This is a genomic window from Clostridioides sp. ES-W-0018-02, assembly GCF_020658175.1.
Classification (GTDB): domain Bacteria; phylum Bacillota; class Clostridia; order Peptostreptococcales; family Peptostreptococcaceae; genus Clostridioides.
Map to the genome: position 1 here is coordinate 23,595 of NZ_JACVVY010000013.1, position 21,701 is coordinate 45,295.

At 26.7% G+C, this 21,701-nt stretch carries 31 protein-coding genes; 11 read left to right on the top strand and 20 right to left on the bottom strand.

All coding sequences use genetic code 11. The features are described 5' to 3' along the window. Nucleotides 1–15 precede the first annotated feature (15 nt). The 7 genes from IC219_RS18525 to IC219_RS18555 form a co-directional block, all read right to left on the bottom strand. The gene (locus IC219_RS18525; RefSeq protein ID WP_227437217.1) at nucleotides 16–249 is read right to left on the bottom strand and encodes a hypothetical protein; all 234 of its coding nucleotides are present in this window, start codon (nucleotides 247–249) and stop codon (nucleotides 16–18) included. A gap of 77 nt (nucleotides 250–326) precedes the next feature. Next, the gene (locus IC219_RS18530; protein ID WP_227437215.1) at nucleotides 327–476 is read right to left on the bottom strand and encodes a hypothetical protein; all 150 of its coding nucleotides are present in this window, start codon (nucleotides 474–476) and stop codon (nucleotides 327–329) included. Between the two features lie 11 nt (nucleotides 477–487). Continuing rightward, nucleotides 488–700 (bottom strand): hypothetical protein, encoded by a 213-nt coding sequence (locus IC219_RS18535; protein WP_227437214.1) that lies wholly within the window; start codon nucleotides 698–700, stop codon nucleotides 488–490. A gap of 16 nt (nucleotides 701–716) precedes the next feature. Beyond that, nucleotides 717–881, bottom strand: coding sequence for a hypothetical protein (locus IC219_RS18540; protein ID WP_223195723.1), 165 nt, complete (start codon nucleotides 879–881; stop codon nucleotides 717–719). Between the two features lie 16 nt (nucleotides 882–897). Then, nucleotides 898–1,173: a hypothetical protein gene (locus IC219_RS18545; RefSeq protein WP_227437212.1), complete on the bottom strand. Its 276-nt coding sequence runs from the start codon at nucleotides 1,171–1,173 to the stop codon at nucleotides 898–900. A gap of 25 nt (nucleotides 1,174–1,198) precedes the next feature. Then, complete coding sequence (locus tag IC219_RS18550) at nucleotides 1,199–1,414, bottom strand: hypothetical protein (protein ID WP_227437210.1); 216 nt, start codon at nucleotides 1,412–1,414, stop codon at nucleotides 1,199–1,201. After that, complete coding sequence (locus IC219_RS18555) at nucleotides 1,401–1,715, bottom strand: hypothetical protein (protein WP_227437208.1); 315 nt, start codon at nucleotides 1,713–1,715, stop codon at nucleotides 1,401–1,403. The genes IC219_RS18550 and IC219_RS18555 overlap by 14 nt, the downstream gene beginning before the upstream one ends. Before the next feature lie 585 nt (nucleotides 1,716–2,300). On the opposite strand from IC219_RS18555, the gene IC219_RS18560 reads away from it, so the two are divergent. Further along, on the top strand, nucleotides 2,301–2,489 hold the full coding sequence (locus tag IC219_RS18560; protein WP_227831814.1) for a hypothetical protein: 189 nt from the start codon (nucleotides 2,301–2,303) through the stop codon (nucleotides 2,487–2,489). Here IC219_RS18560 and IC219_RS18565 read toward each other — a convergent pair. Genes IC219_RS18565 through IC219_RS18580 form a run of 4 tightly spaced genes read right to left on the bottom strand, consistent with a single transcriptional unit; the run spans nucleotide 2,482 to nucleotide 4,021 of the window. Continuing rightward, nucleotides 2,482–2,739 carry a hypothetical protein gene (locus tag IC219_RS18565; protein ID WP_227483686.1) on the bottom strand — a complete coding sequence of 86 codons (258 nt, stop codon included), beginning with the start codon at nucleotides 2,737–2,739 and terminating at the stop codon, nucleotides 2,482–2,484. The genes IC219_RS18560 and IC219_RS18565 overlap by 8 nt on opposite strands. Nucleotides 2,740–2,751: 12 nt before the next feature. After that, nucleotides 2,752–3,618, bottom strand: coding sequence for a conserved phage C-terminal domain-containing protein (locus IC219_RS18570; protein WP_227853369.1), 867 nt, complete (start codon nucleotides 3,616–3,618; stop codon nucleotides 2,752–2,754). Nucleotides 3,619–3,648: 30 nt separating this feature from the next. After that, nucleotides 3,649–3,864: a hypothetical protein gene (locus IC219_RS18575; RefSeq protein WP_227831816.1), complete on the bottom strand. Its 216-nt coding sequence runs from the start codon at nucleotides 3,862–3,864 to the stop codon at nucleotides 3,649–3,651. Continuing rightward, entirely contained in the window at nucleotides 3,845–4,021 is a 177-nt protein-coding gene (locus IC219_RS18580) for a hypothetical protein (protein WP_227831817.1), read from the bottom strand. The genes IC219_RS18575 and IC219_RS18580 overlap by 20 nt, the downstream gene beginning before the upstream one ends. A gap of 145 nt (nucleotides 4,022–4,166) precedes the next feature. Between IC219_RS18580 and IC219_RS18585 the strand changes: the two genes are divergently transcribed. Further along, the gene (locus IC219_RS18585; RefSeq protein ID WP_227831818.1) at nucleotides 4,167–4,553 is read left to right on the top strand and encodes a helix-turn-helix domain-containing protein; all 387 of its coding nucleotides are present in this window, start codon (nucleotides 4,167–4,169) and stop codon (nucleotides 4,551–4,553) included. A gap of 14 nt (nucleotides 4,554–4,567) precedes the next feature. Here the strand turns inward: IC219_RS18585 and IC219_RS21850 are convergent, their stop codons facing one another. Beyond that, nucleotides 4,568–4,690: a hypothetical protein gene (locus tag IC219_RS21850; protein WP_255613047.1), complete on the bottom strand. Its 123-nt coding sequence runs from the start codon at nucleotides 4,688–4,690 to the stop codon at nucleotides 4,568–4,570. A gap of 552 nt (nucleotides 4,691–5,242) precedes the next feature. On the opposite strand from IC219_RS21850, the gene IC219_RS18590 reads away from it, so the two are divergent. Next, nucleotides 5,243–5,626 carry a BlaI/MecI/CopY family transcriptional regulator gene (locus IC219_RS18590; protein ID WP_227831819.1) on the top strand — a complete coding sequence of 128 codons (384 nt, stop codon included), beginning with the start codon at nucleotides 5,243–5,245 and terminating at the stop codon, nucleotides 5,624–5,626. Nucleotides 5,627–6,311: 685 nt separating this feature from the next. Here IC219_RS18590 and IC219_RS18595 read toward each other — a convergent pair. From IC219_RS18595 to IC219_RS18620, 6 genes are all read right to left on the bottom strand, one after another. After that, nucleotides 6,312–6,680, bottom strand: a complete 369-nt coding sequence (locus tag IC219_RS18595; protein ID WP_227831820.1) for a hypothetical protein — start codon at nucleotides 6,678–6,680, stop codon at nucleotides 6,312–6,314. 6 nt (nucleotides 6,681–6,686) lie between these two features. Beyond that, complete coding sequence (locus tag IC219_RS18600; RefSeq protein WP_227831821.1) at nucleotides 6,687–7,310, bottom strand: TetR/AcrR family transcriptional regulator; 624 nt, start codon at nucleotides 7,308–7,310, stop codon at nucleotides 6,687–6,689. Nucleotides 7,311–7,731: 421 nt separating this feature from the next. Then, on the bottom strand, nucleotides 7,732–8,541 hold the full coding sequence (locus IC219_RS18605) for a LytTR family DNA-binding domain-containing protein (protein WP_227831822.1): 810 nt from the start codon (nucleotides 8,539–8,541) through the stop codon (nucleotides 7,732–7,734). A 349-nt stretch (nucleotides 8,542–8,890) separates the two neighbouring features. Further along, nucleotides 8,891–10,252, bottom strand: coding sequence for a jacalin-like lectin (locus IC219_RS18610; RefSeq protein ID WP_227831823.1), 1,362 nt, complete (start codon nucleotides 10,250–10,252; stop codon nucleotides 8,891–8,893). Between the two features lie 306 nt (nucleotides 10,253–10,558). After that, entirely contained in the window at nucleotides 10,559–10,954 is a 396-nt protein-coding gene (locus IC219_RS18615) for a hypothetical protein (protein WP_227831824.1), read from the bottom strand. A gap of 157 nt (nucleotides 10,955–11,111) precedes the next feature. Then, a complete protein-coding gene (locus IC219_RS18620; RefSeq protein ID WP_227831825.1) occupies nucleotides 11,112–11,630 on the bottom strand; it encodes an FxLYD domain-containing protein in 519 nt (172 codons plus the stop codon). Between the two features lie 654 nt (nucleotides 11,631–12,284). Here IC219_RS18620 and IC219_RS18625 point away from each other — a divergent pair. The 6 genes from IC219_RS18625 (at nucleotide 12,285) to IC219_RS18650 (ending at nucleotide 18,768) form a co-directional block, all read left to right on the top strand. Further along, entirely contained in the window at nucleotides 12,285–12,992 is a 708-nt protein-coding gene (locus tag IC219_RS18625) for a hypothetical protein (protein ID WP_227831826.1), read from the top strand. A 248-nt stretch (nucleotides 12,993–13,240) separates the two neighbouring features. Continuing rightward, complete coding sequence (locus IC219_RS18630; RefSeq protein WP_227829909.1) at nucleotides 13,241–13,435, top strand: hypothetical protein; 195 nt, start codon at nucleotides 13,241–13,243, stop codon at nucleotides 13,433–13,435. Between the two features lie 1,310 nt (nucleotides 13,436–14,745). Beyond that, nucleotides 14,746–15,891 (top strand): IS200/IS605 family element RNA-guided endonuclease TnpB, encoded by a 1,146-nt coding sequence (gene tnpB, locus IC219_RS18635; RefSeq protein ID WP_227831784.1) that lies wholly within the window; start codon nucleotides 14,746–14,748, stop codon nucleotides 15,889–15,891. Between the two features lie 106 nt (nucleotides 15,892–15,997). After that, entirely contained in the window at nucleotides 15,998–17,212 is a 1,215-nt protein-coding gene (locus IC219_RS18640; protein WP_227437176.1) for a replication initiation protein, read from the top strand. Between the two features lie 204 nt (nucleotides 17,213–17,416). Beyond that, entirely contained in the window at nucleotides 17,417–17,566 is a 150-nt protein-coding gene (locus IC219_RS18645) for a type I toxin-antitoxin system toxin (protein WP_227829910.1), read from the top strand. 818 nt (nucleotides 17,567–18,384) lie between these two features. Further along, the gene (locus tag IC219_RS18650; RefSeq protein ID WP_227829911.1) at nucleotides 18,385–18,768 is read left to right on the top strand and encodes a hypothetical protein; all 384 of its coding nucleotides are present in this window, start codon (nucleotides 18,385–18,387) and stop codon (nucleotides 18,766–18,768) included. Between the two features lie 250 nt (nucleotides 18,769–19,018). Here the strand turns inward: IC219_RS18650 and IC219_RS18655 are convergent, their stop codons facing one another. Beyond that, a complete protein-coding gene (locus IC219_RS18655) occupies nucleotides 19,019–19,330 on the bottom strand; it encodes a hypothetical protein (RefSeq protein WP_227831785.1) in 312 nt (103 codons plus the stop codon). A gap of 45 nt (nucleotides 19,331–19,375) precedes the next feature. Further along, the gene (locus tag IC219_RS18660; RefSeq protein ID WP_227831786.1) at nucleotides 19,376–19,888 is read right to left on the bottom strand and encodes a nitroreductase family protein; all 513 of its coding nucleotides are present in this window, start codon (nucleotides 19,886–19,888) and stop codon (nucleotides 19,376–19,378) included. 291 nt (nucleotides 19,889–20,179) lie between these two features. On the opposite strand from IC219_RS18660, the gene IC219_RS18665 reads away from it, so the two are divergent. Continuing rightward, nucleotides 20,180–20,722: an RNA polymerase sigma factor gene (locus IC219_RS18665; RefSeq protein ID WP_227437164.1), complete on the top strand. Its 543-nt coding sequence runs from the start codon at nucleotides 20,180–20,182 to the stop codon at nucleotides 20,720–20,722. Next, nucleotides 20,715–21,419, top strand: a complete 705-nt coding sequence (locus IC219_RS18670; RefSeq protein ID WP_227437162.1) for a DUF4367 domain-containing protein — start codon at nucleotides 20,715–20,717, stop codon at nucleotides 21,417–21,419. The genes IC219_RS18665 and IC219_RS18670 overlap by 8 nt, the downstream gene beginning before the upstream one ends. Nucleotides 21,420–21,701: the final 282 nt, after the last annotated feature.

Sequence of the window (21,701 nt, forward strand, 5' to 3'; positions counted from 1 at the left end):
TTTCTTTTTTGAATTTTACTTATTACCAAAGCCTATTTTCTTAAAAAAATCTTCAATTTTACTTTCATTTTTTTCTATATCCTTTAGCATTTTTTCTTCTTCTCTTTTCTTGATAATAATTATTTCTTTACTATCTTTACATACATTTATAGTTTCTTTATGTATTTCTTCTTGCATAATTTTTCTATATACATCAATTCCACTACTTCCAACATTTAGATTAATTAACTCATCTATTGTACTTTCCATGCTTTCCTTCAAATTCTTTATATTTTCACTATGTTAAATAAGGCTTTTCATATTTTCTTTCATCTTAAATTCCTCCTTTAATTTTTCTTACATTTAAAGTCTTGATACATACAACCACAGTCTTTACATTGCCAAACTATTCCAATTGATGTTTCAATCTTAAATACATTGCCATTACAAATTGGACACTCATTTTCCCTACCACCAATTATCTTCAACTTTTTCAAAGACCTCTCTCCTAAACTGTTTTTCTAGTTATTCTAATGATTCTATTATCAGTTACTATTCTAGTTGAAATCTCAATATCATAATTCTCTTTCAAGTCTAAAAGGTGCTCATAAAAATGTTCTGCATTTTCCATAGTTGAAAATGCTATTTCACACTGTTTACCCCTAACCTTAGTACCTTTCGTTCTGAATTTTACTATGTATTCCTTTTCTCTATTAACCATTTTTCAATTCTCCTCTTTAAGATATATATTCTTCTCTTTTTTCCATTTCTTTTACGACCTCTGTTGCTTTTAATAATGATTCATATCTACTCATTGACTTAGATTCAGATTTTATTTCTGATGCTATTTTATTAATGAATTCTGTTTTTTCTAATATGTTCATATGTGATATTTTCTTCATGAACTATACCCCTTTTTTATATATCTTTTTTTAATTGCTCATATATCTTTTGACATTCATTCTCTATCTTTTTAGTATTTTCTACTGTCTTAGTTGCGTCATTAAAAACTCTATTTATTCTGACTGCAATATTTAATGATGAATTAGCACTTTTATATAAACTATTTTTAAAACTATTAATTTCTTTTACATCTTGCTCTATTAATTTAATACTTTTTCTTAGTCTGATATTGTTTCTAATACTGAAAACTGCATCAAAACATAATATCAAAATTACAATGTTAAATATCATGTACTCTCCTTCCTTAATGCATTTTTTAATTCCAAAATGGTGCTTCTTCTCCATTTAGCTCAAAAATTATAGCATTAACTATCCTAAACTTTTTTAGTTCATTTTTTCTTTCAAGGTACTTTATCCACTCGTAGAACTTACCTCTATACTCAAGTGTGTATACATAATTCGGAAAATTATCATATTTGTCTAGCAAACTATCAAACTTTGCTAGTGCTTGTGTGATACTAATTCTGTTCATTTTTCTCACCTTCTTTTTGCATTTTAAGCAATTCTTTTTTTAACTGAACAACCTCATTTTTCATGACATTAATCAAAATCTCAATTTCTTCATCCAGCCACTGTTTCATATATTTATTTACAAATGTAACATCTATTTTGTTTCCGTTTTTTCTTATAATTTTTACTTTTATTTCTTTACAGTTTTTTATTTCTCTTAAGTATTTGTTTATATCTTTTTCATCTTCTTTAGTTTTTTCTATCGCTTCATTTATAGGAAGGATAGCTATTTTTTGTTCTTTTGATATATTTTCTAATTTCATTTTTGTATCTCTTTCTATTAAAAGTTATTTTTCCTACGAGGAAATTAATTAATAAACTTTAGCTATAATTTAATAACACTTTTAAAACTTTTTATAAATTTATATAGTCCTTTTATCCTTGCACTATTTTTAAGTTTTTTTGCTAGCATATCTAAATCTGTGCTAATTGTGTCAGGAAATCAATTTATATAAGCCTTGCAAATACTATATTTTTAGACTTTTTTTAGTATTGAAATTCAATACTTTTTCAAAATCCGATTTTCAATATTGAAAAATGATTTTTTTCAATATTGAATTTTTATATTCTTCAATATTGAATTTTGTTCAAATTTATTACTCTGTAAAACTTCCTATTCTTTATCCTCTTTTTTCTTTTAGAAATTATTATTTCTATTGCTGACTCTTTATATCTAATTTAATCTTTCTTTTAAATATCATAATTTAATATTGTTTCATTAATTTTAAAATTAAGTTTCTTACTAGAAGTTTAAATTAGAGTCCATTCTACACCATGATAATTTACATGCTATAATTAATTTGAGCATATTGACAGTATGTTTAAATTAATTATAAGGCGGTGATAACATGAGCAAATATCGAGTTATAAACAAAAAATGTCCTGTAATAAACGAAACTATTTCTCTCACTTGCGAATATTCAGCTCCTCCAGGTACTTTTGGATCTAAGTTAATGTCAACTAGATGTGATGGAAGTCATATTTGCGACTCTTCTTCTAATGAAGAATGTCCTATTCTAAAGAAACTTCTTAGATAGTAGCTTTGGGATTTTCATCTGGAAAACAATACTTAAATGCAGTCACTTTTACACCTGTTATTTTGCTTAATTTAGTAAAGGAATGATACATACAAGTAAAATCGCCCTCACATTCTTGCAAGTAATCGCAAACTTCACATGATGTGGGGGCTTCTCTATTCCCTCTAAACACCATCTCCATAACTTCATTTTGCAAATGTCTTGCTATGCAATGTAGTTCTTTTTCGGTAAGTTCTATTTTCTCATTCATTTAATGCACCTCTCATTTTTCAAATTTCGCCTTTTGACTTTTCTTTATAATTTCATCTAACTCTTTGTTACTATACTGAGTAAATGTTTGTTCAAAATTGGCAAATTTATTTTTACTCACTTCTTTATTTTGTTTGACACTCTCATTTCCATTTTTAGCCATCCGTGGCACTTCATTTAAGTAAGACTCAAACTTGTTGCCAAAGATCGTCTCAGGGCGTAAATAGACGTTCATTTTATCATCTTCTAACCATGTGTGGACTTTATTATCTATTACTTTGTAGAAATCTTCTTCAACAAACCCTTCTTTTAGTCTCGCATTAATTAAGTCTCTTGTTTTTTTAGTCGTACTCTTAAAGGATTTATCTACTTTTTCATTCAAATAATCAATAATTCTTTTATGTATCACTTTGTCATTTGTTTTACCTTCTTTTTGCTCTGCAGGACTATATATATTATTAGTTAATTGGGTATTGTTAATATGTGTATTGTTTGCGGGTCTGTCAGAGCCCCCCCTAGGCTCTGTGTGAGCCCCCCCCGGGTTCTGTGTGAACCTAGGCTCTGTGTGAGCCCCTAGTTTCGAGCTAGCTACATAATATAAATTACTAGTGTTGATTCCTGTTTTTTTATCCTTTCTAAATACTCTTTTTATTAACTTTTTTTCTTCCAAACTATTGATAGTTCTTTTTACAGTTGCTTCACTACAACCTGCCTCTTTAGCTATAGTGCTTTTTTTTGGAAAACATGTGCTTTCATCATCTAGATGTCTAACTAATACTATATAAATCATCTTTTCATATGTAGATAAGTCTAAATTATCTATAAGCGAATTTTCTATCCAAAACCACTCTTTTTTTCTAGAATCTTTCAGAAGTTCCAAAATCTACACCTCCTTCATGCTAAGTTATTTTTAAGACAATAATTCGAATTTGTAATCATTGAATATTAAATCCTCTTCGCTTATAGCCTTGTATATTATTTCCTCTATTTCTTTTTCGTAATGCATAACTAATATTTCATTCTTTTCTATTTCTACAATAATGCAATCGGTTTTTGTGCTAAATCTTACATCTTGCAATTGAATAGCTTTTCCTATCTGCTTTCTATTAAAATCTGAGATTTTCAAATTTATCACTCCTTTGATTTTGTATATTATTTATATCTTCAATGTCTTGAATTTCTTTTAATATGTCTATTTTGCTTAATGCTAATTTTAGTTTTGCATGACTAAGTAATTCTAACTTTCCATATATTTCTTCTCTAATCTTATTTATATCTGTCATTTTAACCACCTCTTTTTTGTTGATTTTGTAATACAATTATATTATATATTTGCTTACAAGTCAACTATTTTGTAATACTTCACCTTTTATTTTTTGTTGACTTGTAAGCATCATTAAAATATAATGTTCATATGGAGGGATAATAATGATAGATGAAATAAAATTAGAAAACAAAAGAATAAGAGAGCTGAGATTAAATCTCAATCTAAGTCAAGAGGAGTTTGCTAATAAACTAAATTTAAAAAGAAACACAATATCTCTGATTGAGAATGGTAAAAGAAATACAAGTGAAAGAACTTTAAATGATATTTGTAAAGTTTGGAGTGTGTCTGAAAATTGGCTTAAAAATGGAATTGGAGAAATGTTTTGTATCAAAGAATTAGATGAACAATTTGCTCATTTAGTTGGTGAACTAAGTAAAATAGAAAATAAAGTAGAAAGAGAAATCATAACTAAAATGTTCAAATTGAATAAAAAATATCTAACTGTATTTGATAAAATGATAGATTCTTTATTAGAAATAGAAGAATAGTAATTGCTATTCTTCTATTTTTTTAAAAGGCCAATGATATAATTTTTTATCATCAATAAATTCCTTTTATCTTTATCAATATTTAGTTTTTTTATAATTTCAATTATTTCATATTTTTCCTTTTCTAAATCTCCCATAAATTGCCCCCTGTTTTCAAAATATTCTGATTTATATTCTTGCAATTACTCCACTTCTGAAAAACAACAGACTCCTTTCTTCAATTTTTAAGTTTTTTTAAAACTGATATAGTTTATATTTTGATTGTATATGTCATGTCCTAAGATGAGTTTAAGATCTGAAAGTAAAATTGTGATTATTTTAAAAGTATTTTACGTATGTAGTTTTATATGTATTATTTCGATATATCTCCTCTTTATGTTACAATTGTAACACCTCATTCAACATTAAGCAAATGTTAAATCTTACTCATTTAAATATTTTTTTAAAATTTAATTTTACAAAAATAGAATTGCATACTATCAATACATAAAAATAAAAATTTATAATTATATTTCTTTTTATATTGATAAATTATGATAATATTTTATTTTTTTTACTCTTTCTTAAATTTTTTTTAAAGAAAAATTAATTGGAAAAAATTTTAATAATGTTTTTAGATATTTAGTATTGTATAGTCAACTCTATTGTTATAGTATTTTAGATATACTTTTGAAAGCGAGGTGTAATTTATGAATATAAAAAAGATACCAGAATCAGAATTTCTAGTAATGATGTTTATTTGGGATAGTGAAGATGAAGAAGTTGCATCTACTGAAATTTTGAGAACGTTAGGTGAGAAATATGAATGGAAAAAGTCAACTATGCTGACTTTTTTGAGAAGATTAACTAGTAGAGGTTTTTTAGAAGTTGTTAAAAAAGATAGATTTACATATTACAAAGCATTAATAGAAAAAGAAGAGTATTTGAAAGTTGAAACTAAGAGTTTCTTTAGTTTCTTTCATAAAAATTCATTTGAAAGTTTTATAAGTGCATTACATGATGATGAAGAAGTATCTGAAAATAAATTAAAAAGTTTAGAAAAGTTTATCGAGGATTGGGAAGAAGATAAGTAGAGAACCAGATAATTATATTTGATTCTCTATTTTATTATACTTTTATTTCTCATTTTTTACTTTAAATAAAAATAGAGTAGCTTGAAACTACTCTATTTTCCACTTAGTTAATATAAAACGCGATATTTTAAATTTAAATGAAGAATGGTTACTACAATTTACATACCACTTAGTTAATATAAAACCTATGAAGTTGATTCTGAAACAAGAGAATATGTATTATTTACATACCACTTAGTTGATATAAAAGCCCAAAATAAACTGGACATTTTCAATACTTTCAGATACAGAAAATATATAAATTTGCAGTGAGCGCAAAATAGTGTTTTTTGATATTTTTAAAAAGCATATTGTAACTCAGTGTTTACAATCATTATAACGTTTATTTTCAAAATATCACACACTGCATATTTATATATTTATTATAGCATAATTTATCTAATAAAAATTTTCGTTTATTAAATGAACTAAATATAGAGAAACAAAATTATTTAAAATTATATATGCATTTTATAAAACTTATTATTTAATTTATTTTATAACTTATATATGTACTTCTTTCTTAATTTATATTTCTATTTTTACTTTATATAAAAACATAGTGGTTTTAAACCACTATGTTTTCCACTTAGTTAATATAAAACAGTAAATCTTTAAGATTATTATTTAAAAGCGTTACAGCCATTTATTTAACTATAAACAGTGCAAACCTGCCAATAATTGACTTTATGACAATGCATCCAGCAACTACAAAAAGTGCAGTTTTTGGGTCATAGATGATAGGAATATTCCATTTGAATATTTGAGTTACTGTGGTTAGTAATGCTATTGCACCAAAAATATACCCCATAATTGTGAGTGGGTGAGCAGGTGAATTGCTGATAAATTTACCGATTGTTGGCATAATCATGCACATTGCAAATCCGATTGTTCCCAAAGTAATAACAGCTGATCTAGGTCCATTAATAAATAATATTTGCTTACCAGATAGTCCTGCATAAACAATTAAACCAGTTATAAACCACTCTGCTACCAATATTCCAATTCCTTTCATCGTTTATCACCCCTTCAAATAGATTTTATTGAATATCATAATATGTTTTTCTAAAAAGGATATCGCTTCCTCGTGTTTTTCAGGCTGATTGTCGTATTTTGATAACAGCAAATATAAAGGTGAATAAAACTGCAAGGCCATTACCATTGGGTCAGCATCAATATAAACTCCATCATTTATTAAACTAGTGAACACACCTGATATATAATCTAAACCTTTATCTATTATCAATTCCCTAAAAAACTTACCTGCTTCAGAAGTTCTATACTGTTCTAATGTCAACATTCTACGCAGTTGAGAACCATACTCCGTTTTGAGATAGAAATTAAACATTGTAATGCTAATACGGAATAATTCCTCTCTTACATCATTTTCTTCTGAGAAAATATTGGTCATGTTTTCAGGGAGAATAGTAGAAAATTCTTCTTGATAACGATGCTCAATGTCTTTGAGAATTGAGTCAAAAATATCTTGCTTTCCACTGTAATGCTTATAAAGTGCACTTTCCCTTATTCCGATTTCTTTTGATATGTCGCGGATACCAACCCCATCATAGCCTCGTTCAGAAAATAATTTTAGTGCAACTTTTAAAATAACTTTCTTTGTATCACGTGTTTCATTTTTTGGCATAATAACCTCCATAAATAAATGTAGTGAGCAATCGTTAACTATAATTATAGTTAACAACTGCTCACTTGTCAAGAAGAGCACTAAATTATATTCTCATGTTGTTAGGAATAGGGCTTCACATTTTTAAACTTTGTGAACCAAATGAAATGAATATAGATTTTGAGAATAGGATAATCAACATAGACCACTAACTCTTGAAAGTATAGGAGCTTGGTTATCACATTGAAATGCCGAAAACAAAAACCAGCATCAAACAAATCCACATAAATACAATATGATTCGATTAATAAGTTATTTTTAAATTTTAATTGTAAAAAAGGGGTTGCCTTAAAATTGATTTTTTTCTAATCAAATTTTAAATTCAACTCCTTTTTGGATTTTTATATGTTATTTTTTATTCCAAATGCTCCTCTTTAAAGTGTCATACCTTTTGCATAATCGCAGCAATTTCCTCCCGCACCTTAAAATATCTTTTTTCTGGGATGGGAATCATTGTGCCTGTAACCATGGTAATTCTATAGCGTTCCACAGAGACAATGAATTCACAGTTAACCAGATACCCCCTGTGTGGCCTACAAAAGATTTCCGGGAATAATAGCGCTACTTCGCCTATAAGCCGTTTAATCGTTACTATCTTGTCCACAAAATGAACGACTGTATACTTACCAATCGCTTCCGCATATACTACCATATTTGGATCAATATACTGTAGACCCATGTCGTTGCGCAGTTCTATTTTTTTGTACCACTTTTTCACACCACTTTCCGTCACCAGCTTTTGTACATAGCGATACGTTTGTACGCTGACCTTGAAAGGAAAGACCTCGTCATCCACCAACTCGTTCCACTCGTTTGATACATGCATATGTGTTATTTTTACACTCTTTTTTTCGCTGTACTGTCTAAAATGAATCGTCACTCTTTGATTGGCCGCTGCCACTTTATCAGCGTCCTGTTCGGTGTGACAGGAAAAACGCCCGACTACGATACTGCTGTCTTTTTCGGGCTGTAGCTCATAAAATTCAGTATTCTCCATCTCTATATTCGGCATGATAAATCCATCTTTGAAGTAACTTTTTACTGCCGCCTCACCAAACACGAACAAATTGCCTGGACCAATCCACATGACATCAGTATCCAATGCAGAAAAGAACGGCTCTGTGTTGAGGTGATAATATTCACGAAGCATATACTCAGTGTACTCCGCCACATTTTCCATTGTCAATTCCATTGAACACCCTCCTTCTGATTAAATATTTCAATTACTATTTTGTCGCAGATTAGATTTCTTTGCAAATAGTTTAAATATTTTTGCTACTTTGAAACTCGTAAGAAATGTCACTCATCATCTTTGGGGCAAGAAGATATCTTTCATAGAAGAATCCTCATTCCTACTGGAAGGCTTTTACAGTCTTTAGCTTGAATAGCCTCTATCGAATTCAATATCGTAATTATAATTTTGTTAAAAACAGAGTGTAGCTCACCCAAACCTCAAACGGGATACACTCTGTTTTTTTGTTCCCGAACCTTGAAAGTATACTGTGTAACCAGATTCTTATCTAGTCCATTTTTATTTGATTCTACTTATTTAAAATTTCATCCAGAGATACATAAAAGAATTTTTTGAAATCCTCTGCACCTAAAATTTCATTGAAAGCTCGAAGTGTACTCTTCATTTCTTCTACAAAGACTTTACTCTTTTCTTCTTCGTCCATTTCTTCTAATAAATCTATACTTTTATTTTGCTGAGAAGCAACTTGAATCAATGAATTTGTCTTTTCTTTACTCAGATTACTTCCAAAGCAGTCTTCCAACATCACTTTGGTACGCTCTATAATCGCAATATCCAGTTGATGACCCTTGTCCTCTAAAGATATCAGTTTTTGAGTCAATGGATCGTCAGTTGAAGACATCAAAGTAGCGGCACTTACATTTTCTTCAAACTTCTCAGCAAGATACACTTCATCAAATTTAGAATAACAGGAATTTCTCCATTCAGTCCATCCATATCCGAATAAACCGAATTTCCAAATGCTATACTTGGAACACCAAACTTTATCAGCAGGAAAAACCTTTCCGGTAACTGACATCAGGCGATTCGTCATTTGATGGCATACACCATCCTTTAAGTAAACAATTCCACAATCGTCACTTGGTGTAATAAAATCATTATTAGCTCTTTTCGCATTAGGTTCACCGCAAGCAAGTATAATGGCGGCCTCCAAACTTCCATGTCCTGTTTCAATATACCTTGCCTCTGGTGCTGGAACACTGCCATGACAACCAAAACGATAAGTATCAGTATCAGCAACCCATTGTCCTGATGGTGTATAATGACCGACTGTTGCACATACTCCAGTGTGATCCATCATCCACTCCGCCACAGGGGCTTTTACTCCTTGTGCATAGACAGTAAATTCCGCTTGTGTGATACATTCTATACGTCTTTGATAGGCTCCTATTGCAGATAAAAATGAGTAATTAGGTAAAGTCTTACCACCTTCTATTGGTGATGCTGTCTTTCCAAATAGACACGCCAAAGCATACCCTTTGTCAAATTCAATTGTAAAAGGCTTCCCCTGAACTGTTCGCCCGTTCTGTTGATTTTTTATTCCGACGTCACGCCCCATATCAGTATGAAAAGTCAGATTGAAAATAAACGATTTATTCCAATACATTGCTATCATTCCTGTAATTTTAATAATATGTTCTCCAGGCAAAAATTCAAAGTGTGCTTCATTTCCGCGGTATTTTCCATGCATAGGAAAGTCAACCTGGGCATAACAAGTACCTATAAGATCAATAGCTTCTCCATAGCAAATAAAAATTGCATTAGGAAATGTACATCTGAGTTCCTCGTACTCACGGAAGTCATCAAATTCAATAGCGCCCGATGCCTTGGCATCAATTAAAACAGTTTTTCTCAAATTCAAATCTGGCATATAAAGTATCCTCCTTTTCTTTTTTTATAATTTTATTAAATCCATCAATCAAATTCAATTGTTTGGAACAGATGACCTATTTGGCGGAATAAACAGCGAATATGGGGTCAGACAAATACAATTCAAATCAATTACGCGCACCTCATTATCTGTTACACTTATAATGAAACTTATTTCTTAAAAATAAGCTAATCTACACAAAAAAGAAAGCTGTTACACATCAATTTATAATTGTTCATGCAACAGCTCCTTTTTATTTAGTTAATATGAAATATATTAATATTATTTTTTACATAGAATATGGTATTAAAAAAATGATTTTAGTCTACTTATTAGATATTCTTCACTCTCAATGCTTAAAGCCTTCAAATATATACAATAAGAGTTTTCATTCGTAAAAATTTCGATAATATTATCTTGTTTATTAATACCTACTATATCTTCAAATTTTATATGATTTTTAGCATTTTTACCTCTAAAAAGATATTTATTATCAATCAAAATATCATCATCACTAATTAAAATATAAAGTTTATTTTTATATTTTATTAAAAATTTATATGTTTGTTCAAGATAAAAACCTGCAAGTAACAAGAATAGAAAAGTTACTTTGAATGCACCTATTATCGAAAATATTATCACAAGAATGCTTGTAATATAAATTTGTTTAAAATAACCTCTATCGAAATAATTTATCAGCATTGAAAATCACTCCTATTATTATCTTATTTACAACCTATTTATCTAATAAAAAGCTATGAAAAATAGAGTTTCATTTCTATAGTTCATAGCTTTCCATCATTTCTACTTAAGTAGAGAAATATAAAACAATTTTACTCTAATTATCTTTTTTATTAATCTAGAAACCAGTTATTTCTGATAACTCATAAGATGCAATTTCTCCATCTGTATTCATTCCCATAGCTTTAAATTTCCAAGTACCATCTTTTTTAAGATCATTTATATTATCCATTGCAGTACCTAATTGGTTTCCATCTTTATCATATAAAGTAAATGTTACTTGTGCATATGATATATCATTACCACTGTTATTTTTAATAACGCCTTTTATATATGTTGCCATACTATCAGTTTCTGATGTTATATCTCCAACTATTTCATATTTTTCTTTCTTAGGTTCTTCTGGCTTATCTACACTAGCTGTTTTATTTGTTCCATCATCATTTCCTTTAGCAGTATCATCATTTCCACCACTTCCACTAGTACCAATAGCATATAATAAAACAAATACTACTATAACTATAAACCAACCTCTTTTATAAAATGGTTTTTTGTTTTTAGCCCCACAATTAGGACATGATTTAGCATTAGATGCTATCTCTTTTGAACATGCTTTACATTTGATCATCTTTGACATTTTAATTCCCCCTCTAATTATTTTATGATAACCTCAATCATATTATAGTATATATCTAATGTCTAAAGCTGTAATATCATGCTACTAAAGACTTTTTTTTAGGTATGTCCCATATATTTTGTTATATTTAATAGATACTTGTCCTTAATTGCCTAGCTTTTATACCATTCTTTTTTAAGCTTTATTATTTAAAAACCTTTATTATTTTTTTGAAATTGTCTGTATTAATATTTATGTAAATTATTTTTTAAATCAAATCTTATTTGCATAAAATTGGAAATTTTATAAATACTTATTTAGACATTTTTCGTGTTCACATAATTTTTAATAAAAAGCATATAAAATCATTAGATATGTATATTCCTCATCACTTACATCATATTTAGGTAATATAAAACTATATTTTTAAGATTTAATTTTAAAAATATAAATTTTTTAAAATTTCTGTCCAGAAATCTATTTTATGTACGTTTTAATATGTAAAGGTTAATTTAAAACCTTAAATTTTTTATAGTTAGGAGGATTTACATGAAGAATAAAAGAAATAATAATCTTTTATCAAAAAAAAATGCAATGGAAAAAACATAATCAGATAATAATAAAAAATTTGATGATTATATTTAAAATGTAAACATAATACAGGAGGGAAAACAAATGAATAAAATATTAAATTTAATTAATGAAATGTTTAAATCAACAATTACTACAATCTCTAATAGACACAAAATAATAAAACAGTGTATTGCAACATCTATTTGTCTTGCTATGATAGTTACAGTAATTCCTAGTAAAGTTTTTGCTGGTGAAAATGAAAGTAATCTGTATTCACAAAACGCAACAGAAAATATAAATATTGAAGGTATAAATTATACATACAAATATTATTATGATAGTAAGGGTCAAAGAAGTATTTTAATTACAGACACAACTAATTCTGTATCAAACATATTGACATACAATGAGAAAAATTCAACTTTTTATTTAGATAATGAAAAATTAGGTGAAGTTAAAACAGTTTCTGAAAACGATCCTCAACTTAACAATTCTAATATTTTATCAAAACTTAATTGGAAACTTCAAGGCACTTATCATAATAAAATTTCTTGGTCAAAAGGAACAACAGTTGCTGTTGTAGCTGGTGCAATAGCAGTATATCTAGCTACTCTAGGTGCAGCTGGTGTCCTAGCAGCTATGGGTTCAGGTGCTTTAAGTGTATTAGCAAGTAATGCTATTGGAGGAACATTGCATAGAACACTTTATCGTGCAACAACAGGATCAAAACAAAATTATAAATATAATTGGTCTTTTGTATCAAGTACTAATCAAAGATTTGGAACATACACTTACCAATATACTGTGTAATAAGCATTATTTAAAGAAAAAAATGGCACTTTTATTAAGGTTGTAAAAATATGTTACTTAAGAAACAGTTAAAAGCTGATTCTCAATATTGTATGGGAATCAGCCTTTTTAAACCCCTCTTTTAAGTGTCCTAAAAAAATTATAGAACATAGCCCTAAACTTTTTTTATCAAATAAATTTTGTGTCTGAGATAGTAAAATTTTAGTTAAAATCAAATATATAAGATTAGGGTATAGGAGATGATATTTATGAAAAAGAATACATTAAAAATTGTAAATGGATGTATGTATATAGTGGCAATTATTCTTTTGCTTTTAATCTGGCTTGTAGGAATAAAAAATATTTCCATACAACCGATTTTAACAACTTTAGTTAAAGTATATATTTGTTTTGCATTTGTAATTATAGCTATTAACTTACTAAAATACTTTCAGAAAAAATAACTAAATTTATGTATACTAGTTTTTAAATTTAGTCATTTTTTATATAAAATAAATGCCCTATAATCTGAATAAATAGATTTTAAGGGCATTTATTTTATATATTTAATTTATTAGAGATTAAAATAACTTATTTTATAAAATTTAAAGACTTATTTTTAAACTTGAATTTACTTTGTATAAAAGCCATAAAAAAAACTAAAATAACCAAGATAATCTGAATTATATATGTTTTAATTAATGCCCAAAAAAAAACATCCATTGCTTTTCCTCCCTTTTTAAGTTCCTCTTAGATAAGATACTGTTATATATTTTATGATTTTTCAATAACACATCTTTTTTTAAATTATTAACCTTTCATTAACAAGATTGAGTTGTCTAATTAGATATAACTCTATTATTATCCAATATATAATGTATTGCATTTTATTGCCATTTTAAGGTAGTTTGTCCTTATCATAAAGTAAATTATTGTATTTATTATTTAAAAACGTTACAGACGTTTTTAAACTCTTTAAAAAGCCCTTTTAAATTTATTCGAGAGAAGCATCTTTTATCTAAAATGTTTTTATAAGTAATAAGAATTTAGATATTATTTATATAACTTGATAATTTATAAAAGAAAGGTATTTATATTTTTTATAAGCAGCACAGAATAGAAAAGTATTCACGTTTTCCCCTTTACTATTCTATTCTATTTTAAAAACATTTTATTTATTTTATATTTTATTATTTTAGGCGATTTGGAAGCATTGAAATTACTTATGTACAGAGGTCGAACGACGAGTACTTGGGAATTTACGACGAGTATTTGGGAGTTTAACGACGAGTATTTGGGAGTTTAACGACGAGTGTTTGGGAATTTAACGACGAGTGTTTGGGAATTTAACAACGAGTATTTGGGAGTTTAACGACGAGTGTTTGGGAATTTAACAACGAGCATTTGGGAGTTTTTAATGACGAGTGTTTGGGAATTTATGAATTTGAGATAAAAGCGTAAAAAATAAAATCTTTGTAGATATAAAAAATAAAAAGTCTTATAAAACATTTAAATTTCAATATTTTGGTATATTTAAAGATAAATTTTTAATAATTAATTTCAAATAAATTATTTCAAAAAATGAAGAAACGAGCATTTGGGAAACTAAAAACGAAAAATAATATATTTTTCGTGAAAAATAGGTTAATATATAACTGTAACTAAAAATGTATTATTGTTTTATCCAAGATAGGCGAAATACTCCATCCTCAACGTAAGTAGGGTGGAGATGCGAGCCTGAAATATGCTAACATAAACTAAAGGAGGTTAAGAAATGATACAGATGAAAGCTTTTAAATTTAGAATATATCCAAATCAAACTCAAAAAGAAATGATAGAAAAATCTTTTGGATGTTCAAGATTTGTGTATAATCACATGTTAGCACTTCAAAAAGAAAGATATGAAAAGGAAGGTAAATCACATTCAAAGTATGATTTAATTAAAAAACTTCCATCACTTAAAAAAGAATATGAATGGCTTAAAGAAGTTGATTCAACTAGCTTGCAAGCTACTATTGATGATTTAGATAATGCATATAAGAACTTCTTTAGAGAAATTAAAAAAGGTAATAAACAAGGTTTTCCAAAGTTCAAAAGTAAGAGAAATCTTAAAAGAAGTTTTGAAAGTAAGTGTGTAAATAATAATATAACTATCAAAAGTAATTTAATTAAGTTACCAAAATTGAAATGGATTAGGGCTAAAGTGACTCAAAATATAAATGGTAGAATATTAAATGCTACTGTATCAAAAACATCTACAAGTAAATATTTTGTTAGTATGTGTTGTGAGGTTGACATAAAACCATTAGAGGAATCTAATAAGTATATTGGCATAGATTTGGGATTAAAAGATTTTGCAATATGTTCTAATGGAAGCATATCTAAAAATCCTAAATGGTTAAAAAAAGCTAACTATAGATTGAAACTGGAACAAAGAAGATTATCAAAGATGAAGAAGTTTGGTAATAATTGGAATAAGCAAAGAATTAAAATAGCTAAGATACATGAAAGAATAGCTAATCAAAGAAAAGATTACTTACATCGAATATCAACTAAACTAATTAGAGAAAACCAAATAATTTGTTTAGAAGATTTGAAAGTAAGTAATATGATTAAGAATCATAAATTAGCAGGTGCAATAAGTGAGGCTAGTTGGTATGAATTTAGAAGATTACTTGAGTATAAAGCTATTTGGTATGGAAGATTAATCTCTGTAATAGGAAATACATATCCATCCAGTCAGTTATGTAGTGTATGTGGACATAGAAATAAAGATGTAAAAAACTTATCACTTAGAAAGTGGGTTTGTTCAGACTGTAATACACAGCATGACAGAGATATAAATGCCAGCATAAATATACTAAAAGAAGGATTAAGATTAGTGGGGATGGAACAGCCCTTAGAGCCTATGGATGCTTAGTACAAAAGTACTATCGAATAGGAATCTCCACATTCAAACGTTACCGAAGGTAGTTAAGGTGGAGTAGTTCAATAGAAACTAAAGAAGGAGGCATGTATTAAGATATATGGGTAATGTAAAAAGAGTTATTTATAATAAATATGATAAAAAAGAAATATTTAAAGACTACAATAGTCTTGTAAAACACAATAATCTTATACAAGGAAAATATACTCTTTCTGCTTCTGAACAGAAATTTGTTTATAAGCTTTTTGAAATAATTCAAAAGAGGAATTATTCTTCAAGAGAGATCTCTTTCAAATTCGATACTATATACAAAGACTATAGTGGAATAGTAGATAAGAATATAACTAAACAGGAGTTTAAAAATCTAATTGAAGGAATCCAAAACAATCAACCTCGTGTAATTATAGGAGATCAGTTTATAAGAACTCAATGGTACGCTATAAAAGGGGATTTGGATTATAACGAAATAACTCTAATAATAGACGAGCATATATTTAAATATATACAAGCAATAGAGGAAAATTTTACTAAATTAGATTTTGCAAGTATTTATTCTTTTACAACTTTTTTTGCTATGCGAATTTATGAGTTATTAAAACAATGGAGTGGGACAAGGCAAGGAATAGTTTTTAAATTAGATTACTTTAAAGAACTTCTAGAAATACAAGATAAATACAAAAGATATTATGATCTTGATAAATATGTATTAAAAAAGAGTACAGAACAGATTAATGAGAAGTCAGATATATTTGTTGAATATAAACCAATAAGAAAAGGTAGAAGTGTTGAATCAATAGAATTTTCCATAAGAGAGAAAAAGGAAAATATAGAAACATCATATGAAAATAAAGAAGATGTTATTGAAAAAAGGCTTGAAAATAAAAATATAAACTTAAATAAAAAAGAGTTTTTTATACCAGAAGAAATCTCTCTGAGTGATAAACTGAAAAATCTATTTAAGATAGAATTTGGAGAATACAATTTTAGTGAACCAAAATATTATAAACTATTATTAGAAGCAGAAGAAATTGCTTTAAAAAAGGACAACTCTTCTAAAATAGTTGCAACAAATTATGAATTATTTTCTTCGATTTTAAGAAATAAAATATCTTACTTAAAAGCAAAAGAAAATGCAATTGAAGTAGAACTTATAGAAATGAGTTTAACCGAGGAACAGTTAGAAGAAATGCAAATACTTGATATGAATCCTGTTACTTTTCTTGAAAGAATAATTAAACCTGATGAGAAAAAATACAAGGCATTCAAAGTAGTCTATGATAAATGTGAAAAAGAAAAAGATAGAATAACTTTTTAAACAAGTTATATTTTAATTTATTAATTAAATTATATAATAAATTAAAATATAATTGATATATAACTTATTAATCATTATTAAAATGAAGTTAGTTAGGTACCAAATTATGGTATAATAAATTTTAGCAAGAATAAAATATATAATCTATAGAGTGGAGTTCATACGAACGAAAGATATAGCCTCCAGAAGAAAGGAGGTGTTGGTATGAATGAATTTTTACTTAATGTAATTGCTGGCATTATTGCTAGTTGGATATTTTACTTAATTAGTAAAATATTTGCGAAAGTAAAAAGCCACTCTGTGCGAAAGAGTGGCTGGGAATTTGATTTAAAAATCAAATTCCGCAAAAAATAGTTTTAATTTTAAAATTATGAACTCCACTCTACTGCTAAATAGATTGTAGTTCTTCTTGCTTTTATTATATCACAAAATTAATAAGAAGATACAATTTTACATAATTTTAAAATTCACATAAAAAAATCAAGATTACTTATAATAATTGTAACTTTAATATAATATAAATTGTAATAGAGTTCGTTTTTGTATCTAACAAAAAACAAGAGGTATTAACCTCTTATTTTTTTATGATTTTTTTTATAATACATTATAATCATCACTATATATAAAGTTAAAAGTGTTCCAAACATAAATATCTCTAATTGAAGTTGACCATAAACAATACTGAATAAATTATGTGAAATCATTAATAAAACTTGTGGGATTTGTATGATTATTATCAAAAACATGCCTATAATCAAAGATATTATATGAAAACTCTCTTTTTTTATAAAAAACTTATATATAAATAATGCAAATATTAAAAAATAAACTAATATAAAAACCATAACTTGAAGTTTATTAATATTAAATCTTATTATCTGCTCATGTAATAATGAGTTAAAAAACATAGATATTAATATTATAATTGGATAAATAATAAGAAACATATCATTGAATATATTTTTTTTATTCATAATCATCAACAACCTTCAAAATTTTAATAATATGTTTAAAATAACTTTTTTATTGGAAAATACCCCTTTTTTAAATTATATCATAGACTTCATTGTAATAAAATAAAAAAGTGAAAATATTTAGAATATTAAGAAAAATATTAGAAATAAGTCATTTTAATGATATAATACAAGTAATTATTTAAAGGAGGGATTGATATGGTAAAAAAACTTTTTTTAGGTATTTTTATAGTTTTTGCAATCTCTATATTTTTTATATTTAGTAAAACAGATGATGAAAATATTTTTATTGGAGAGTCTGAACATTGGACAGCTAAGTTTGTGACTACTGAAGAACGATCAGAATTAGAAATAAAATATAAAGATAGTAAAAAAGTATTTGACCAAAAATTCGATTGTTCATATGAGTTTATAGATGGTAAAGATGCAGTTGTAATTGTAAATGGAGAAGTTTTAGAAGCAGGCCGAGAAAAGACAATAAAAATACAAAGATCAGGTCTTTATTCAAATAGAGAATCTAGTTATAAAGTAATTATATCTTGGAATGGAAATGAAGAAACTATAAATTTAAAGAAAAAATAGTAATTGAATGTGATAAAAAAAGATATTATAAATTTGAAAATAATTTATAATTAAAATTATTTTTAAATTAGTATAAAAAATAGAATATAACTTATTATATAAGTTATATTCTATTTTTGTATGAAGTCAACTAAAAACTGAACCATATTAGAATTAATTTTATAGATAAGATAAAAAATACAATCTATAAAAGTGAAATTCATGCATGAAAGATTATTGTTAAAATTAGCAAAAATCAATTTGAAAAGGATTAATTATGCCTAGAAGATATTTTCTTTTTAACTAAGAAACTTCCAATACCCAACATATTATAAACTATTAATAAATCTATACAATTTCCCATGTTATACATTAAATTTACAGGTACTATAAATGCTATAGATGATAAAATGAATCCTAGAAGCAATTCCTTTTTGAAATCTGAATACATTATCCCTTGTATAACAAAGATGATTGGAAACAGTAAAAATAATCCAAGTAATATATTTTTTTCAGCCCGACCCCATAGAGTTATTGCAAGTATTATCATGCTTGGTAATATCATAGAAAGTATTTTATTCATAAAAGCCCCCTTTTTACTATGTATTTTCATTTATATTACTAAATATTATCTATCTTTATATATATTTATATGTATTTTATCTTTATCAAATCTATTTATAAATTCATTTGTTTCTTCGCTATATCCTATAGATACTATGGCATAAGGTACTAATTTTGCTGGTAAATCTAGAGTTTGTCTAACCTTATTTACTACTTTATTTTTAGGAAAAACACCTATCCAACAAGCAGCTAATCCTTGATTTGTAGCTTCTAACAATAAATTCTGTGTACAAGCACCTAAATCTTGCATCCATTTACCAGGCTTCAAGAATCTATCTCTATTTCCAAGTACTACTATACATAGCGGTGCGAATTCTATATGCTTTGCTCTATGCTGTGACTCTGATAGTTCTTTTAAGAGGTATTTATCATCTACTACAATAAATTCCCATGGTTGAGCGTTTTTTGATGATGGTGCTTGCATAGCTGATTTTAGTATTTCAGTTACTTTGCTTTCTTCTACTTTTTTACCTATATAGGTTCTTATTGAACGTCTATTTTTTATAACTTCCAACATATAGATTCTCCTTTAAATAAAATTATTTATATTTATATAATATCATTACTTTAAATTCAATCTATAGATTCTATAAAAAAATAAACACCTATTTTTTTATAGAATAATAGAATTTATAAAGTAATATAAAAAATAAATTATTTTATAAGTTAATATATAATTTAAAACATGTAATATTAGTTCTAAATACAGGTATAACAATACTCTATTTAAATAGAATTATATATGCATATATGTTATAATTAGACTCTAAAATATTGATTCGAGATATTTACTTTGGAGGAATTATAAATGTTAATTTATTTATCAATGCTTGAGTTTGAAGAAGATAAAATCAAGTTTGAAAAGATATATGAAAAATATAGACAGATAATGTTTTATGTGGCCAATAAAATATTAAAGGATGATCATTTAGCAGAAGATGCTGTACATAATGCTTTTCTAAGAATAATTAAAAATATAGATAAAATTGATGAAGTAGATAGTCCAAGAACGAAGGCTTTTATCGTTATAATAGTAGAAAGGATTGCTATAGACTTTTACAGAAAAAGAAAAAGGGAAAAAGTATCTGATATTGAAGAAGAGTATAAAAACAGGGCGATAAATTTTTCTATAGAAGATAAAGTATGTGAAAGTAATTTAGCTATAGCACTTGCAAAACTTAATGAAAGTTACTTTCAAGTACTTTCTTTAAAGTTCCAGTATGGTTTTTCAAATAAAGAAATAGCAAATGCATTAAATTTAGGGGAGGAGAATGTATATAAGAGGATTCAACGTGCTAGGAAAAAATTAAAAGAAATATTAGAAGAAATGGAGGTTGGAAATATTGAGTAATAAAAAAGATGATTTTGATATTACAGATGATATGCTTCAAGAAAGTATCCCAATCGCGACAAAAATTATTCTTGACAGCCTTCCTTCAGATGATGAATTAAATCATGTTTTTTCAAAAGGTTTTGAACGAAAGATGAAAAAACTTATTAAGCAGCAAAAAAGAAGTAGTCTTACAAATAAGATTATTTTTTATTCAAAACGAACAGCTATTGTATTTTTAATAGTTTTAGCTAGTTTATTTACTATTACTATGAGTAGTGAGGCATTGCGTACACGTTTATATGAATTGGTAATAAGAGTATATGAAGATTTAACTTCTTTTGTATTTTCAAATAAGGAAAATATTGAAATCAAAAACCTTAAGATTAAAGAACCAGGATACATCCCAGAAGGATTCAAAGAAGCAGATAGGGTTGATAATTTTATGATTGCATATGAAAATGAAAAAGGTATAAGAATAGAATATACAAGTACTGAAATTGATACGAATTCTATTATATTAGATACAGAAAATGCAAAAGTTAAAGATATATTTATAAATGGGTATAAGGCAAAATATATAGAAAAAGAAACTTTCTTACAAGTATTTTGGAATGACAACAACTTTATATATCTGTTAAATGTAGATTATCAAAATAATAAGGATTTAGAATTATATAAAAATATTTTATTAAAAATGGCTAAAAGCATAAAATAATTTCTTAAGTGTCCAAAAACCATCTCTTTATTCGTTATATATTTGATGTTATAAAAATTTATAAGAAAAAGAGGTGGTTTTTATAGTTTAAAAAATGGAATGTAAGTCAAATACAAATATATCTTAGCTATTATAACTAAGACAAGACAAAGCAATAAGCCTTTTATATTAGAAAAATGATTTAAAACTCAAAGAACCTATTTATTAGTAAAACCTGATCTAAATTGGGTATTTATGATTTATTAATATAATTACAAGTTTATATATGTTTATTGGGGGATA

Bases quoted from the DNA above. Each gene is read 5' to 3' on its own strand.
- IC219_RS18610 (WP_227831823.1), bottom strand. From the start codon at position 10,252: ATGCCAGATTTGAATTTGAGAAAAACTGTTTTAATTGATGCCAAGGCA.
- IC219_RS18655 (WP_227831785.1), bottom strand. From the start codon at position 19,330: ATGAATAAAATACTTTCTATGATATTACCAAGCATGATAATACTTGCA.
- IC219_RS18585 (WP_227831818.1), top strand. From the start codon at position 4,167: ATGATAGATGAAATAAAATTAGAAAACAAAAGAATAAGAGAGCTGAGA.
- IC219_RS21850 (WP_255613047.1), bottom strand. From the start codon at position 4,690: ATGGGAGATTTAGAAAAGGAAAAATATGAAATAATTGAAATTATAAAA.
- IC219_RS18545 (WP_227437212.1), bottom strand. From the start codon at position 1,173: ATGATATTTAACATTGTAATTTTGATATTATGTTTTGATGCAGTTTTC.
- IC219_RS18540 (WP_223195723.1), bottom strand. From the start codon at position 881: ATGAAGAAAATATCACATATGAACATATTAGAAAAAACAGAATTCATT.
- IC219_RS18590 (WP_227831819.1), top strand. From the start codon at position 5,243: ATGAATATAAAAAAGATACCAGAATCAGAATTTCTAGTAATGATGTTT.
- IC219_RS18565 (WP_227483686.1), bottom strand. From the start codon at position 2,739: ATGAATGAGAAAATAGAACTTACCGAAAAAGAACTACATTGCATAGCA.
- IC219_RS18650 (WP_227829911.1), top strand. From the start codon at position 18,385: ATGGTAAAAAAACTTTTTTTAGGTATTTTTATAGTTTTTGCAATCTCT.
- IC219_RS18560 (WP_227831814.1), top strand. From the start codon at position 2,301: ATGAGCAAATATCGAGTTATAAACAAAAAATGTCCTGTAATAAACGAA.
- IC219_RS18665 (WP_227437164.1), top strand. From the start codon at position 20,180: ATGTTAATTTATTTATCAATGCTTGAGTTTGAAGAAGATAAAATCAAG.
- IC219_RS18595 (WP_227831820.1), bottom strand. From the start codon at position 6,680: ATGAAAGGAATTGGAATATTGGTAGCAGAGTGGTTTATAACTGGTTTA.
- IC219_RS18535 (WP_227437214.1), bottom strand. From the start codon at position 700: ATGGTTAATAGAGAAAAGGAATACATAGTAAAATTCAGAACGAAAGGT.
- IC219_RS18550 (WP_227437210.1), bottom strand. From the start codon at position 1,414: ATGAACAGAATTAGTATCACACAAGCACTAGCAAAGTTTGATAGTTTG.
- IC219_RS18630 (WP_227829909.1), top strand. From the start codon at position 13,241: ATGAAAAAGAATACATTAAAAATTGTAAATGGATGTATGTATATAGTG.
- IC219_RS18555 (WP_227437208.1), bottom strand. From the start codon at position 1,715: ATGAAATTAGAAAATATATCAAAAGAACAAAAAATAGCTATCCTTCCT.
- IC219_RS18525 (WP_227437217.1), bottom strand. From the start codon at position 249: ATGGAAAGTACAATAGATGAGTTAATTAATCTAAATGTTGGAAGTAGT.
- IC219_RS18580 (WP_227831817.1), bottom strand. From the start codon at position 4,021: ATGACAGATATAAATAAGATTAGAGAAGAAATATATGGAAAGTTAGAA.
- IC219_RS18625 (WP_227831826.1), top strand. From the start codon at position 12,285: ATGAATAAAATATTAAATTTAATTAATGAAATGTTTAAATCAACAATT.
- IC219_RS18640 (WP_227437176.1), top strand. From the start codon at position 15,998: ATGGGTAATGTAAAAAGAGTTATTTATAATAAATATGATAAAAAAGAA.
- tnpB (WP_227831784.1), top strand. From the start codon at position 14,746: ATGATACAGATGAAAGCTTTTAAATTTAGAATATATCCAAATCAAACT.
- IC219_RS18645 (WP_227829910.1), top strand. From the start codon at position 17,417: ATGAATGAATTTTTACTTAATGTAATTGCTGGCATTATTGCTAGTTGG.
- IC219_RS18600 (WP_227831821.1), bottom strand. From the start codon at position 7,310: ATGCCAAAAAATGAAACACGTGATACAAAGAAAGTTATTTTAAAAGTT.
- IC219_RS18615 (WP_227831824.1), bottom strand. From the start codon at position 10,954: ATGCTGATAAATTATTTCGATAGAGGTTATTTTAAACAAATTTATATT.
- IC219_RS18620 (WP_227831825.1), bottom strand. From the start codon at position 11,630: ATGTCAAAGATGATCAAATGTAAAGCATGTTCAAAAGAGATAGCATCT.
- IC219_RS18660 (WP_227831786.1), bottom strand. From the start codon at position 19,888: ATGTTGGAAGTTATAAAAAATAGACGTTCAATAAGAACCTATATAGGT.
- IC219_RS18605 (WP_227831822.1), bottom strand. From the start codon at position 8,541: ATGGAATTGACAATGGAAAATGTGGCGGAGTACACTGAGTATATGCTT.